The following is a 13,875-nucleotide window of genomic DNA, read 5'->3' as shown; positions in this document are numbered from 1 at the left end:
ACTCCCCCTGTTGGACTCGAACCAACGACAACTCGGTTAACAGCCGAGTGCTCTACCGACTGAGCTAAGGAGGATTATTTTCAGGTACTTTCATGTGCCTTCAAAATCACATACAATCCACTCGATAAGTCTCTCTTCATCCTTCTTGTTCCTATCACCTTTTGGTTATGCCCTCGACCGATTAGTAACAGTCAGCTGCATACATTACTGCACTTCCACCTCTGTCCTATCTACCTTGTCGTCTTCAAGGGGTCTTACTAACTTGACGTTATGGGATATCTCATCTTGAGGGGGGCTTCACGCTTAGATGCCTTCAGCGTTTATCCCTTCCCGGCTTGGCTACTCTGCCATGCTCTTGGTAGAACAACAGATTCACCAGCGGCCAGTCCAACCCGGTCCTCTCGTACTAAGGTCAGCTCCTCTCAAATATCCTACGCCCACGCCGGATAGGGACCGAACTGTCTCACGACGTTCTGAACCCAGCTCGCGTACCGCTTTAATGGGCGAACAGCCCAACCCTTGGGACCTACTCCAGCCCCAGGATGCGATGAGCCGACATCGAGGTGCCAAACCACTCCGTCGATGTGAACTCTTGGGAGTGATAAGCCTGTTATCCCCAGGGTAGCTTTTATCCGTTGAGCGATGGCAATCCCACTTTATACCACCGGATCACTAAGTCCTACTTTCGTACCTGCTCCACCCGTCGGTGTCGCAGTCAAGCTCCCTTCTGCCTTTGCACTCTTCGAATGGTTTCCAACCATTCTGAGGGAACCTTTGAGCGCCTCCGATACCCTTTCGGAGGCGACCGCCCCAGTCAAACTCCCCACCTGACATTGTCCCCCAGCCGGTTCACGGCTGCTGGTTAGAAATCCAATACTGCAAGGGTGGTATCCCAACAGCGACTCTGCGGCAACTGGCGTCACCGCTTCCTAGTCTCCCACCTATCCTGTACATGCAATATCGAATCCCAGTATCAAGCTGGAGTAAAGCTCCATGGGGTCTTTCCGTCCTGGCGCAGGTAACCAGCATCTTCACTGGTATTTCAATTTCACCGGGTGCATTGTCGAGACAGTGCCCAAATCATTACGCCTTTCGTGCGGGTCGGAACTTACCCGACAAGGAATTTCGCTACCTTAGGACCGTTATAGTTACGGCCGCCGTTTACTGGGGCTTAAGTTCAAAGCTTCGCATTACTGCTAACCTCTCCCCTTAACCTTCCAGCACCGGGCAGGCGTCAGCCCATATACTTCACCTTTCGGTTTTGCATAGACCTGTGTTTTTGCTAAACAGTTGCTTGGGCCAATTCTCTGCGGCCAGCTCTCACTGGCACTCCTTCTCCCGAAGTTACGGAGTCATTTTGCCGAGTTCCTTAACAATGCTTCTCCCGTCGGCCTTAGGATTCTCTCCTCATCCACCTGTGTCGGTTTACGGTACGGGTACGATATGAACAATAGCGGCTTTTCTTGACGCATGGCTCACGGACTTCCTTACTTATATTTCAGTACGCATCACATCTTCAGATTGACTGGCGGATTTGCCAACCAGTCTCTTACCTTGCTTGCACCGGTCTTTCCATTCCCGGCTTCCGCTTTCCACACGTGTCCCCACAGTTCTGTCATATCATAGTACAGGAATTTCAACCTGTTATCCATCGACTACGTCTTTCGACCTCGCCTTAGGCCCCGACTTACCCAGAGCAGATCAGCTTTACTCTGGAAACCTTAGATATTCGGCCGGAAGGATTCTCACCTTCCTCTCGCTACTCATTCCGGCATTCTCTCTTCTTAAAAATCCACTGCTCCTTCCGGTACAGCTTCTTCTCTTTAAGAATGCTCCTCTACCAATCATCTTGCGATGATTCCACGGCTTCGGTAGTGTGTTTCAGCCCCGGACATTTTCGGCGCAGGACCTCTCGACCAGTGAGCTATTACGCACTCTTTTAATGTATGGCTGCTTCTAAGCCAACATCCTGGTTGTCTTCGAAATCCCACATCCTTTTCCACTTAACACACATTTTGGGACCTTAGCCGGTGGTCTGGGCTCTTTCCCTTTCGACTATCCAACTTATCTCGTATAGTCTGACTCCCATACATCATCTACGCGGCATTCGGAGTTTGATATTCTTCGGTAAGCTTTGACGCCCCCTAGGAAATTCAGTGCTCTACCTCCGCAAGACTCGTATGAGGCTAGCCCTAAAGCTATTTCGAGGAGAACCAGCTATCTCCGGGTTCGATTGGAATTTCTCCCCTACCCACACCTCATCGCCACCCTTTTCAACGGATGTGCGTTCGGTCCTCCATTGCCTTTTACGGCAACTTCAACCTGGACATGGGTAGATCACCCGGTTTCGGGTCTGCTCCGACTGACTATATTCGCCCTATTCAGACTTGGTTTCCCTTCGGCTCCGGACCTTCAGTCCTTAACCTCGCCAGCCAGCGCAACTCGCCGGACCGTTCTACAAAAAGTACGCGGTTGAGCATGTAAAGCTCTTCCACAGCTTGTAAACATATGGTTTCAGGTTCTCTTTCACTCCCCTCCCGGGGTCCTTTTCACCTTTCCTTCACAGTACTATGCGCTATCGGTCACTAAGGAGTATTTAGCCTTACGGGGTGGTCCCCGCTCATTCCCACAAGGTTTCTCGTGTCTCGTGGTACTCTGGATACTGCCATGCTCACTCGTCTTTCATGTACGGGGCTTTCACCCTCTCTGGCAGGCTTTCCCAAAACCTTTCTATTAGACTCGCTCGTCAATTTTGCAGTCCGAACCCCGACCTGCACGCAGGTCGGTTTGGGCTCTTCCGCTTTCGCTCGCCGCTACTCACAGAATCGATGTTTCTTTCTCTTCCTCCGGCTACTTAGATGTTTCAGTTCACCGGGTTCCCTTCTTAACGTTATGGATTCGCGTTAAGATGACGGAGGGTTGCTCCGCCGGGTTTCCCCATTCAGATATCTCCGGATCGTAGGATATTTGCTCCTCCCCGAAGCTTTTCGCAGCTTATCACGTCTTTCATCGGCTCTTAGTGCCAAGGCATCCACCATACGCTCTTTCTAGCATAACCAACTGCTTCCATCCACGGGAATGGATGTCTGCTACACACACCTAGCGTGATGTGCGTTGGTAATAGGTCATTTTTTTAATTCGTTGTGTTCGAATGAGTTAATTATTAGTTTTAACAATTACCTCGGATGTCTTGATATTTTTCTTATCATTTCGTTTCTTGTATGCGATTTTCAAGGTACATTCTTTTTTGACTGTTTTATCAGTCATCAGAAATCAAAATCTCTTTTCATCTCTGATCACTGGTAAATCCAGTTATGTTAAACAGCACTGCCCTGCTGGTCGGGTTGACATGACGCTATTTTCCACTAATCAATACTACTATTTTTCATTTATCTTTGTGTTCATGTCTGTATCTATATAAAAAAGCTTTCGCTTATTTTCTTATAGATTCGGCAGCCACCTACTCTCCCACACCGTCTCCAGTGCAGTACCATCGGCCTCCCAGGTCTTAACCATCGTGTTCGGGATGGGTACGGGTGTTTCCCCTGGGCGTATCGCCACCGAAAAGTTTTGTACTCTTTGAGCACTCATAACTAAACAACAGATTTCTTTCAATCCCTTACTTCTTCCCTAGAAAGGAGGTGATCCAGCCGCACCTTCCGATACGGCTACCTTGTTACGACTTCACCCCAGTTATCGGTCCCACCTTCGGCAGCTCCCTCCTTACGGTTGGGTCACTGACTTCGGGCGTTACTGACTCCCATGGTGTGACGGGCGGTGTGTACAAGACCCGGGAACGTATTCACCGCGACATGCTGATTCGCGATTACTAGCGATTCCAGCTTCATGTAGTCGAGTTGCAGACTACAATCCGAACTGAGACGTTATTTTTGAGATTTGCTTCCCCTCACAGGTTCGCTTCCCTTTGTTTACGCCATTGTAGCACGTGTGTAGCCCTGGTCATAAGGGGCATGATGATTTGACGTCATCCCCACCTTCCTCCAGGTTATCCCTGGCAGTCTCTCCAGAGTGCCCACCTTAAATGCTGGCTACTGAAGATAGGGGTTGCGCTCGTTGCGGGACTTAACCCAACATCTCACGACACGAGCTGACGACAACCATGCACCACCTGTCACCGGTGTCCCGAAGGAAAGGCAACATTACTTGCCGGTCACCGGGATGTCAAGACCAGGTAAGGTTCTTCGCGTTGCTTCGAATTAAACCACATGCTCCACCGCTTGTGCGGGTCCCCGTCAATTCCTTTGAGTTTCATTCTTGCGAACGTACTCCCCAGGTGGACTACTTATTGCGTTTGCTGCGGCACCGAAGAGCTTTGCTCCCCGACACCTAGTAGTCATCGTTTACGGCGTGGACTACCAGGGTATCTAATCCTGTTTGCTCCCCACGCTTTCGAGCCTCAACGTCAGTGATCGTCCAGTAAGCCGCCTTCGCCACTGGTGTTCCTCCTAATATCTACGCATTTCACCGCTACACTAGGAATTCCGCTTACCTCTCCGACACTCTAGTTACATAGTTTCCAATGCAGTCCCGGGGTTGAGCCCCGGGCTTTCACATCAGACTTACACAACCGTCTACGCTCCCTTTACACCCAGTAAATCCGGATAACGCTTGCACCATACGTATTACCGCGGCTGCTGGCACGTATTTAGCCGGTGCTTCTTAGTCAGGTACCGTCATTTTCTTCCCTGCTGATAGAGCTTTACATACCGAAATACTTCTTCGCTCACGCGGCGTCGCTGCATCAGGGTTTCCCCCATTGTGCAATATTCCCCACTGCTGCCTCCCGTAGGAGTTTGGGCCGTGTCTCAGTCCCAATGTGGCCGTTCACCCTCTCAGGCCGGCTACTGATCGTCGCCTTGGTAGGCCGTTACCCCACCAACTAGCTAATCAGACGCGGGTCCATCTCATACCACCGGAGTTTTTCACACTGTGCCATGCAGCACTGTGCGCTCATGCGGTATTAGCAGTCATTTCTAACTGTTATCCCCCTGTACGAGGCAGGTTACCCACGCGTTACTCACCCGTCCGCCACTCAGTCGCAAAAACTTCAATCCGAAGAAATCCGTTTAAGCGCTTCGTTCGACTTGCATGTGTTAAGCACGCCGCCAGCGTTCATCCTGAGCCAGGATCAAACTCTCGTTAAAAGTGTTTGTTCCGGTTCAGATAACTGCTAGCTATCTTTCCCTTTACTGTTTTAGGTTGACATTTTCATGTCTGTTCTGAATTTTTCTCTTTTAAGAATTTTTCAGGGTTATCTTGTCATCTGTTGTTTAATTATCAATGTTCTTTGTTGTCTTGCGACAGCTATATTAGATTACCACATCTCTTTTCGCTTGTCAACAACTTTTTTAATTTTTTTCAAATTCTTTTTAAGTTGTTTTTGTCTCTCCTTGACAACGAACGTTATTTTATCATGGCTTTACGTAACTGTCAATACATTTTTTAATTTTTTTAAAAATACCGCAAAATAACTTTCCATCGTTATTTTACGGTACCTTTTTCCTCATTATTTCTCTAAAATTTTCTCTAAAACTTCGCTCCTACCTAAATCTAGTAATAGCTTCCAAAAGCGGATTGTGATCATACAAAAATGTAAGTATCTGACTATCTGCAATATTTTCAAAACAAATCTTTCCTATTGAAGTCGTATACAATAATGTCACAACAATTAAAATCACCCAGATAATAATCACCCCTGTTGCCATTCCAAGCACTCCGCCCGCAATTCTGTTGAGTCCGCCTATAACCGGAAGATCGCTGATCAATCCAAGCATATAGACAATTGTGCGGACAACTATTGTAACTATTAGAAGTGTCAGCAGAAATCCCACAAAATCCGCAATCACTTTCGCCATATACGCCCCAACATACTCACCAAACGTACTGACTCCCAGATTTTTATAAATCTCTGCATTATTATTTTCTAAGAGTAAATCACGAAATAATTGTGGAATATTTGCATTTTCAATCGCCGAAATCTGCTGTTCTCTCGTCAGATCAATCTTTCCTATCAGATTTTTTATATCTTCTTCCGTAATCCCAGCCGCTTCCAGATCAATTCCATCTAACTTTTGTCCATTGATTTCAATCCCCGACAAATCCATATCTTCCAAATCCGGAGTTAATAATTCCACACATTTTTCCTGTACCATCCTCTCTAAAGGTGTCACTTTTAAAATTCCTTTACTCACATATGGCGTAAGAAAAACCACCAATACGATAATAATGATTGTTGCAGCTAATGAAGCCACTATTTTTATAAACCCTCGAACCAAACCGGCAATCACACATACCAAAAGTATAATACCGACTAAAATTAATAATCCATTCATATACTCTCCTATTTCACCAGATGAACTTCCTGAAGTCCTTCTGCACTTATCACCATGTATTTATTCAGACCTGTCATTCGGAAAATCTCTATAATATTTGACTCCATCTTTCCTTCAAATTTACAAACTCCAGATCGATCAAATATCATGCATTTATTTCCATCATACAAAACCACCTGGTTACCGGTCATTTTTATATTTCCGTACTCACCCTCAAAATCTTTTGACAGTATCTGTTTCCCCTTTGTATTATAAATGCGCAGTTCATATCCGCTTTTTCCAGAATTTTTCAGAACAAGCGCCACTCCGCTCTTATCATATGACACACTTTTTATCTCTTTTTTAATCTTTATCTTTTTGACCTGCTGAAGATCTTCCAAACCACTATAGAACACCAGCATATCATTCCCTATCAGCACAGAAGTTTTCTCATCCAAAAACGCAACCGTCGGGACCACTTCGTTCTCATATTCTTTTTCAAAAACTTCGTGATCTTTCTTCTCTTCTCCAGCCTCACCAAAATTATAACAAACTACTTTCGTCATCGCTTCGCTGCCTTTTGTAGATAAGTATGAAACAAGAAGTGCTTCTCCATTATTGGAAATGGCAATATCCAACGGATATCCAGTATTTGCAAGTGAAGTGTTCTGCTCCACAAGAATATTCCCTTTTGCATCATAACAAATAATCTGCTGTGTAGATTCTCCTTTGAGCACCACCCCTACGATTCCCTGTTCCGAAACAACCAGCTTTTGGATTGGACTCGTTGTTTTAATCTCTCCTTTTAGTCCATCTTTTTGAAACACCAAAATGCTTGTCCCACTTTGATCCCCAACAGCTGCCGTTCCTTTGCACACTTCCACAATCGGATTCTTCATCTGACACGGCTGATTCCATATTTCCTGACCTTTTTTATCTAAATAAACAATGCCATCTCGACTGTATTTCAAACCCCCTCCGGCATACTCTCTGTAATTACTGTTATCCGCCTCTTCATTCTCATATGTAGCGGTCACAGCGACATTCTCATATGTCTGGTATTTCAAAAACAGCCCCACTCCCGCAGTCACCACAACAACAGATACCGCAACGATCACAACCCGTCGAAAAAATCGATATCTATGCGCCTTTATTTTTAACTCCATCTCCCGCATCGGATTCTGGCTATCCTGCAGTTCATCTATAATATCATCTGCAATCTCCTCCGTCGGGTCTTTTTTTTCTTTTACAATATGAAAACCAAATTTCTTCTTCATATGCTCCCCTTTATTTCTTCTTTGGTTCATGCTACATCAATAGTATAGCACATTTTACTATGGTAACAACAACTTTTGTCCGATAAAGATGAGATTTCCATTCTCCAAACCATTCATCTTACAGATCGCCTCCACATGGGATATATCTCCATATACTTTTCGACTGATTGTTGCAAGGGTATCTCCCTTTTCAACTACATAAATGTCATCTTCCAGAATTTGTGCCTCCGGATTCTCAGGTTCCTCTAAGATTTTGTCTCCTTCTTGTTCTTTTTCTTCTTCGATAACCTCACCGCCTGTCTCCATCACCTTATCCCCTTCTTTATTAGAAACAGATTTGGAGATAGTATCCAGCGATTGTTGAACTCCCTGCATTTTATCATAATTATTGATCATCGTAACCCCTATCACAAACACCACAAGAACAAGAAAAGTACTTGCCGCATATATGAATCTCGCGCCGTGTCTTTCTTCGTTTTTTTCCATCTTTTCTTTTATGACATCACGAAAATTCTTTGTAACTCGATCCTCAATAGTTTCACTGGGTGTTACTCCATTATTTTTACGACTCGCAATCATATAATTCTGCATTTCCAAATTTTTCTCATAATAAATATAGTGTCCGCCGCACTCCATCAAGTCCTGATATTTATGTATATAAAACTGCTCCTCTCGGTCAACTGTATTTTTTAAGACAAAAATGCTTTTCTCTCTGGAGAAAAATTTTTCGTGAATTTTCTTTATGTTATGATTTGCCTCCAGCGGTTGTCCCGGAACAGTCAAAAACCACCCTAAAATCTCTGCATTTTCAAAATATTGTTTACAGACTTCACATGCATTTTTCCAAACCGTATCCTGAACGTGGATATCCTGTCCTTTCATGGTCACTTCGCTCATCCGAATTGCACCGTATATGTAAATCAAATCCTGATCCTCTTCTTGTACTTTTTCTCCGACCAAAAACGCTCCGATTGGCATCTGGTCGGTCTTATCACACAGTTGATTAAAAAATGTGTCTACATAATCTTCTACATAGATTTTTGAACTGTCACTTACATTTCCTATTTGTCGAACATTTTTTGGAAGTTGTTTTTTCATTTTCTTTCACCTCATCTGCATATTTTTCCTCATCATAGCATATGAAAAGTGCTGAATTTATCAGATACTGTCGCCCCTTCCAGAAACTGTTCGACATAAATTCCAAAGAAAGGATAGGGAAAACGCTTTTCTCCTATCCTTTCGTCATCATCTTCTTTTACTTGTCTCGCATGCCCCGCAATATTTGTCGGTAAGAGTCGTAATAAACCCTTCCTTTGTTTTTGGTATTCTAAAAAAAGTAACCGGCCACATATGATTATAGATAATATCTTTTTCAATCTCATTCAGTTCAAAAAATTTGCTCGCATTCTTTAACGCTGTCTTCGGATGTGTGAGTCCATGAAAATGATCTCCCGTTTTTTTCGCATGTGTGTGCCAGTCGTACAAAAACAAGTCATGAAGCATCGCCCCTCTCGCCGCCGATCTTGCATCTAAATGAAAAAAACGGCACCACTGATAATTGTAATATGCCACATGGACACAATGCTGATAGCAATTCGTCGTGCCATGATGTGGATATAATTTCATGCGAAGCACGACAGGATGTTCGGCAATATCTCGAATACAATCATAAAAATCATATTTCCATTCATCCCGCAGACTGTATAGTTTATCTTGAATTTTTCTAAACATTTTGCATCCCTCATAACATTTTGATTTCTCAAACATCATAAAACATAAGAGGCGAAAGTGTCAACACTCTCGCCTCTTATGTTTTTATTAAAACTCTTTTATTTTTTTATAAATGCTTTCCGCATCTAAACCGTATTTTTTAACCAACTCAACTGCCGGTCCTGATTCTCCATAAGTATCATTGATACCAATCTTCAGAACTTTTGTAGGTGCTTTTTCCGATAACACATCACAAACCGCACTTCCAAGTCCGCCAATCACGGAATGTTCTTCAATTGTAACTACTTTTCCAGTCTCTTTTGCAGCTTCCACAATCAATTCTTCGTCCAAAGGTTTGATTGTATGGATGTTAATTACTTTTGCATCGATACCATCTGCCGCTAATTTTTCCGCCGCTTCCAGTGTCTCAGCTACCGGAAGACCTGTGGCGATCAAAGTGATGTCCTTTCCTTCACGAAGAACAACACCTTTTCCAAGTTCAAATTTATAATCTTCACGATCGTTGATTACCGGAACTGCAAGTCTTCCAAAACGAAGATAAACAGGTCCTTCATGCTTATAAGCCGCTTTTACTGCCGCTCTTGCTTCCACATCATCCGATGGGTTTATGACAACCATCCCCGGAATTGTTCTCATCAGCGCAATGTCCTCGTTACACTGATGTGTCGCACCGTCTTCTCCTACTGAGATTCCCGCATGTGTCGCACCGATTTTTACATTCAGCTTCGGATATCCGATAGAGTTACGAATCTGCTCAAATGCACGTCCTGCCGCAAACATTGCAAACGAACTTGCAAACGGAACCTTTCCTGTTGTAGCAAGACCTGCTGCAACACCCATCATATTACATTCTGCAATTCCGCAGTCAATGTGACGTTCCGGAAATACTTTCTTAAATACGCCAGTCTTTGTGGCAGCTGCTAAGTCAGCATCCAAAACAACAAGATTTTCATGTTCTTTTCCTAATTCTACAAGGGCATTTCCATAACTGTCACGAGTAGCAATTTTCTTTACATCTGACATAGTGCTTCACCTACTTTCTCTAAATCTGCCATTGCAACTGCATATTGTTCTGCATTCGGTGCAGAGCCATGCCATGATGCCTGATTCTCCATAAACGACACGTTCTTTCCTTTGATCGTCTTTGCAATGATCGCTGTCGGCTGACCTTTTGTCTCTCTTGCTTCTTTAAAAGCTGCATCCAAAGCATCAAAGTCATGTCCATCCACATTGATCACATGGAAATTGAAAGCTTCAAACTTCTTGTCAATTGGATATGGCGAGCATACTTCATCAATTGCACCATCAATCTGAAGTCCGTTATTGTCTACGATCACAACAAGATTATCCAGTTTTCTGTGACTTGCAAGCATTGCTGCCTCCCATACCTGTCCTTCCTGAATCTCGCCGTCACCTAACAGTGTGTAAACTCTGTAATCTTCATTCGAAAGTTTCGCCGAAAGTGCCATACCTACAGCTGCTGAAATCCCCTGTCCAAGGGAACCACTTGACATATCTACCCCTGGGATATGTTTCATATCAGGGTGACCCTGTAAATAAGATCCTACCTTACGAAGTGTAGTCAGATCTTCCACCGGGAAAAATCCTCTGTGAGCCAATGCAGCATAATATCCAGGCGCTGTATGCCCTTTTGATAATACGAAACGGTCTCTATCTGCTTTTTTCGGTTCTTTCGGATCGATATTCATTTCCTCAAAAAATAAATATGCGTAAATATCTGCCGCTGACAGTGATCCACCCGGATGTCCGGATTTTGCATTGTAAACAGCCGTCACTGCACCTTTTCGAACCTCATTAGCTATTTTCATTAATTCTAATTTGTTCATGAGCTGCCTCCTACTTTTTCATTTTACGTTCAATACACTCTTGATTATATTTGTACCATTTCAAATATGCAAGTACATTTTCATTATTCACCAAAAACAGCTTTGTAATCCGCCTGGAACTTTGCAATTCCCTGATCTGTTAAAGGATGTTTTGTCATCTGTTCAATCACAGCATATGGAACAGTCGCAATATCTGCTCCGGCCAAAGCACAGTCAGTCACATGGATTGGATTTCTTACACTTGCTGCGATGATCTCTGTGTCCAGCCCTGCAACTGCAAAAATCTCTGCAATCTCGGAAATCAGATCCACACCTCTGACAGAGATATCATCCAACCTTCCTAAAAACGGAGAAACATATGTTGCTCCGGCTCTCGCAGCCAGCAATGCCTGATTCGCCGTGAAAATCAAAGTCACATTTGTCTTAATTCCTTCTGAGGACAATACTTTACAAGCTTTGAGTCCCTCCACTGTCATAGGGATTTTCACAACCATATTCGGATGGATTTTCGCAATGGCTCTTCCTTCTGCAATCATTCCTTCTGCGTCAACAGTTGTAGCTTTCACTTCTCCGCTGATTGGTCCATCTACAATTGATGCAATCTCTGCAATAACCTCTTCAAAAACACGTCCTTCTTTTGCAATCAGTGACGGATTGGTTGTAACTCCACAAATCACACCCATATCATTTGCCTTTTTAATATCCTCTACATTTGCTGTGTCAATAAAAAATCTCATATTCATTTCCTCCTTCGACCACTAAATATCCTGAATAATTCTTTATGAACTCATTATATCATCCCTTATTCTCCCGTCAACCGGGCACATTTTTATTAGTAATTATTTTTATTAATATTTTAAACTTATTATTTCTATAATGTGAAATATTTTCCTTTGCTATAAAAATAAGAAGCCATTTTCAGGCTTCTTTACAAATATTTTTCATATTTTTATTATTGATAATTTTCTCTTTTCTATTAATTTCACTTTTGTTTTGTCCGGTCGGTTATCTTGGCATAAGAGGTTGTTCCGCGCGTGATTAATTTAGGTTCATACTCTACATGATATGTGCTTACCGGTTCCATATCAGAAAAGTCTGCATATTTAAACTTAATCTTTTTCATAATAATATCACACGCATCTCTTCCCTTAAAAATCACAAAATGCTCAATCGTAGTCAAAGCCACCTTGTGCATCTTTCCAAACAGAATATTGTCGCATCCCATCACCGAAACATCATGTGGCACCCGGTATTTCAGCTCATACAAAGCATCCAGTATTCCAAGCGCAATCATATCGTTGAGACCGACAATTGCCGTCAGATCTGTCTCTTCTTCCATAAGCTCCTTAGTCAGCTCATATCCCACGCGATATTCTGAATCCACATTTGCCACTCCGATGTCCATCTGCTCACCAGCCTCTTTCACAATTACTTGTGATTTCAGACCTTCCTTTTCAAACTCTTTCAAAAAACCTTCCGTCCTCTTCGACCGCTGTTTTTGCCTTGTCGTAAGAGGCGGGGTAATATAAGCGACTTTTTTGTGTCCCAAATCCAGAAGATGACGCGCCATCAGACGTCCAAGCTTTGAATTATCCAATTCCACCGCATCCAGACTCAGTTTCTCATTCTGATTATTGATGATCACGACCGGAATCCGCTCGGTAAGACGCTCCACCATATCCATAAAACATTCACTCGGATTACACATATAGATAATTCCCATCGGATTCAGGCTCGGCATCATCTTTAAATATCGTTCTTCCATACCAAGGTCCCGCTGAGTATTGCATACAAACAAAGTATACTCCTCGTCTCGCGCACGCATCTCAACCCCTTGCAGAAGCATCACATAATATGGATTGGTAAGGTTCGGACAAAATACCGCCAAATGCTTTTCCTTTTTTCCCGCTTTTCTCACCTTGCGTTTCGGTGCCACGTATCCAAGCTCTTTCGCTGCTTTTTCCACTCTCTCAATTGTCTCTTTCGAAAAAGAAACATTATATTTTTTATTTAAAACCATAGACACGGTCGACTGAGATACCCCTGCTTTCCGCGCAATATCTGTCGATGTCACTTTCTTTTTTTTCATCAAATCTCTGTTCTTCCCTCTAACGCTCGCAAAAGCGTCACTTCATCTATATATTCCAAATCGCCGCCAACCGGAACTCCACTTGCAATTCTACTCACTTTGATACCGGTAGGCTTGATCAATTTGCTGATATACATCGCCGTCGTCTCCCCTTCCAGGCTGGAATTTGTCGCAATGATCACCTCATCCACATCTCCTTGAAGACGTTCCATCAGCTCTTTCAATTTGATATCTCCAGGTCCAATCCCAAGCATTGGCGAGATCGCACCGTGAAGCACATGATAGACTCCTTGATATTTTCCTGTCTTTTCGTAAGCCGCCAAATCCCTCGTCGTCTCCACCACCATGATTGTCTTTGCATCACGATTACTGTTGCTGCAAATCGGGCACAATTCCTGATCGGTAAGCGTGTGGCATTGTTTACAATAGCGTACATTTTCCCTGGCTTCTGTCATCGAGCCCGCAAGACTTTGCACTTGCTCTTTCGGCATGTTGATAATATGAAAAGCCAGCCTCTGAGCTGACTTTGCACCAATACCAGGAAGTCTTGATAATTCTTCGATTAATTTACTTATCTGGCTGCTATAATAATCCATTTC

The 13,875-nt window shown here is 43.5% G+C and carries 9 protein-coding genes, 1 tRNA gene and 3 rRNA genes; all 13 read right to left on the bottom strand.

What is annotated here, in order from left to right:
* Nucleotide 1: 1 nt before the first annotated feature.
* A tRNA-Asn gene (locus AC6I5B_RS00815) sits at nucleotides 2-74 on the bottom strand.
* Between the two features lie 87 nt (nucleotides 75-161).
* Nucleotides 162-3,058, bottom strand: a 23S ribosomal RNA gene (locus AC6I5B_RS00810).
* A gap of 389 nt (nucleotides 3,059-3,447) precedes the next feature.
* Nucleotides 3,448-3,565: ribosomal RNA gene (gene rrf / locus AC6I5B_RS00805) — 5S ribosomal RNA — on the bottom strand.
* Between the two features lie 69 nt (nucleotides 3,566-3,634).
* Nucleotides 3,635-5,165: ribosomal RNA gene (locus AC6I5B_RS00800) — 16S ribosomal RNA — on the bottom strand.
* The 16S, 23S and 5S rRNA genes sit together here with 1 tRNA gene alongside, the layout of an rRNA operon.
* Nucleotides 5,166-5,561: 396 nt before the next feature.
* On the bottom strand, nucleotides 5,562-6,353 hold the full coding sequence (locus AC6I5B_RS00795; RefSeq protein WP_004614323.1) for a CvpA family protein: 792 nt from the start codon (nucleotides 6,351-6,353) through the stop codon (nucleotides 5,562-5,564).
* Nucleotides 6,354-6,361: 8 nt separating this feature from the next.
* The gene (locus tag AC6I5B_RS00790; RefSeq protein WP_318253620.1) at nucleotides 6,362-7,609 is read right to left on the bottom strand and encodes a DUF5711 family protein; all 1,248 of its coding nucleotides are present in this window, start codon (nucleotides 7,607-7,609) and stop codon (nucleotides 6,362-6,364) included.
* Between the two features lie 57 nt (nucleotides 7,610-7,666).
* Nucleotides 7,667-8,707 (bottom strand): LysM peptidoglycan-binding domain-containing protein, encoded by a 1,041-nt coding sequence (locus AC6I5B_RS00785; protein ID WP_004614325.1) that lies wholly within the window; start codon nucleotides 8,705-8,707, stop codon nucleotides 7,667-7,669.
* Between the two features lie 147 nt (nucleotides 8,708-8,854).
* A complete protein-coding gene (locus AC6I5B_RS00780) occupies nucleotides 8,855-9,340 on the bottom strand; it encodes an HD domain-containing protein (protein ID WP_117787765.1) in 486 nt (161 codons plus the stop codon).
* Between the two features lie 87 nt (nucleotides 9,341-9,427).
* On the bottom strand, nucleotides 9,428-10,363 hold the full coding sequence (locus tag AC6I5B_RS00775; RefSeq protein WP_004614328.1) for a transketolase family protein: 936 nt from the start codon (nucleotides 10,361-10,363) through the stop codon (nucleotides 9,428-9,430).
* Nucleotides 10,351-11,187 (bottom strand): transketolase, encoded by an 837-nt coding sequence (locus tag AC6I5B_RS00770; protein WP_004614329.1) that lies wholly within the window; start codon nucleotides 11,185-11,187, stop codon nucleotides 10,351-10,353. The genes AC6I5B_RS00775 and AC6I5B_RS00770 overlap by 13 nt, the downstream gene beginning before the upstream one ends.
* Nucleotides 11,188-11,270: 83 nt before the next feature.
* On the bottom strand, nucleotides 11,271-11,924 hold the full coding sequence (fsa, locus tag AC6I5B_RS00765; protein ID WP_004614330.1) for a fructose-6-phosphate aldolase: 654 nt from the start codon (nucleotides 11,922-11,924) through the stop codon (nucleotides 11,271-11,273).
* Nucleotides 11,925-12,169: 245 nt separating this feature from the next.
* Nucleotides 12,170-13,276 carry a LacI family DNA-binding transcriptional regulator gene (locus tag AC6I5B_RS00760; RefSeq protein ID WP_497773759.1) on the bottom strand — a complete coding sequence of 369 codons (1,107 nt, stop codon included), beginning with the start codon at nucleotides 13,274-13,276 and terminating at the stop codon, nucleotides 12,170-12,172.
* The gene (gene recR, locus AC6I5B_RS00755; protein ID WP_004614332.1) at nucleotides 13,276-13,872 is read right to left on the bottom strand and encodes a recombination mediator RecR; all 597 of its coding nucleotides are present in this window, start codon (nucleotides 13,870-13,872) and stop codon (nucleotides 13,276-13,278) included. The genes AC6I5B_RS00760 and recR overlap by 1 nt, the downstream gene beginning before the upstream one ends.
* Nucleotides 13,873-13,875: the final 3 nt, after the last annotated feature.

The sequence above is a fragment of the Faecalimonas nexilis genome (assembly GCF_059731825.1).
Note: the sequence above shows the minus strand (reverse complement) of the source record. Positions and strands in the feature narration are given on the sequence as shown.

What these genes read in the sequence shown, in the direction of transcription:
- AC6I5B_RS00760 (WP_497773759.1), bottom strand. Translation starts at nt 13,276, where the DNA reads ATGAAAAAAAAGAAAGTGACATCGACAGATATTGCGCGGAAAGCAGGG.
- recR (WP_004614332.1), bottom strand. Translation starts at nt 13,872, where the DNA reads ATGGATTATTATAGCAGCCAGATAAGTAAATTAATCGAAGAATTATCA.
- AC6I5B_RS00770 (WP_004614329.1), bottom strand. Translation starts at nt 11,187, where the DNA reads ATGAACAAATTAGAATTAATGAAAATAGCTAATGAGGTTCGAAAAGGT.
- fsa (WP_004614330.1), bottom strand. Translation starts at nt 11,924, where the DNA reads ATGAGATTTTTTATTGACACAGCAAATGTAGAGGATATTAAAAAGGCA.
- AC6I5B_RS00790 (WP_318253620.1), bottom strand. Translation starts at nt 7,609, where the DNA reads ATGAAGAAGAAATTTGGTTTTCATATTGTAAAAGAAAAAAAAGACCCG.
- AC6I5B_RS00775 (WP_004614328.1), bottom strand. Translation starts at nt 10,363, where the DNA reads ATGTCAGATGTAAAGAAAATTGCTACTCGTGACAGTTATGGAAATGCC.
- AC6I5B_RS00785 (WP_004614325.1), bottom strand. Translation starts at nt 8,707, where the DNA reads ATGAAAAAACAACTTCCAAAAAATGTTCGACAAATAGGAAATGTAAGT.
- AC6I5B_RS00780 (WP_117787765.1), bottom strand. Translation starts at nt 9,340, where the DNA reads ATGTTTAGAAAAATTCAAGATAAACTATACAGTCTGCGGGATGAATGG.
- AC6I5B_RS00795 (WP_004614323.1), bottom strand. Translation starts at nt 6,353, where the DNA reads ATGAATGGATTATTAATTTTAGTCGGTATTATACTTTTGGTATGTGTG.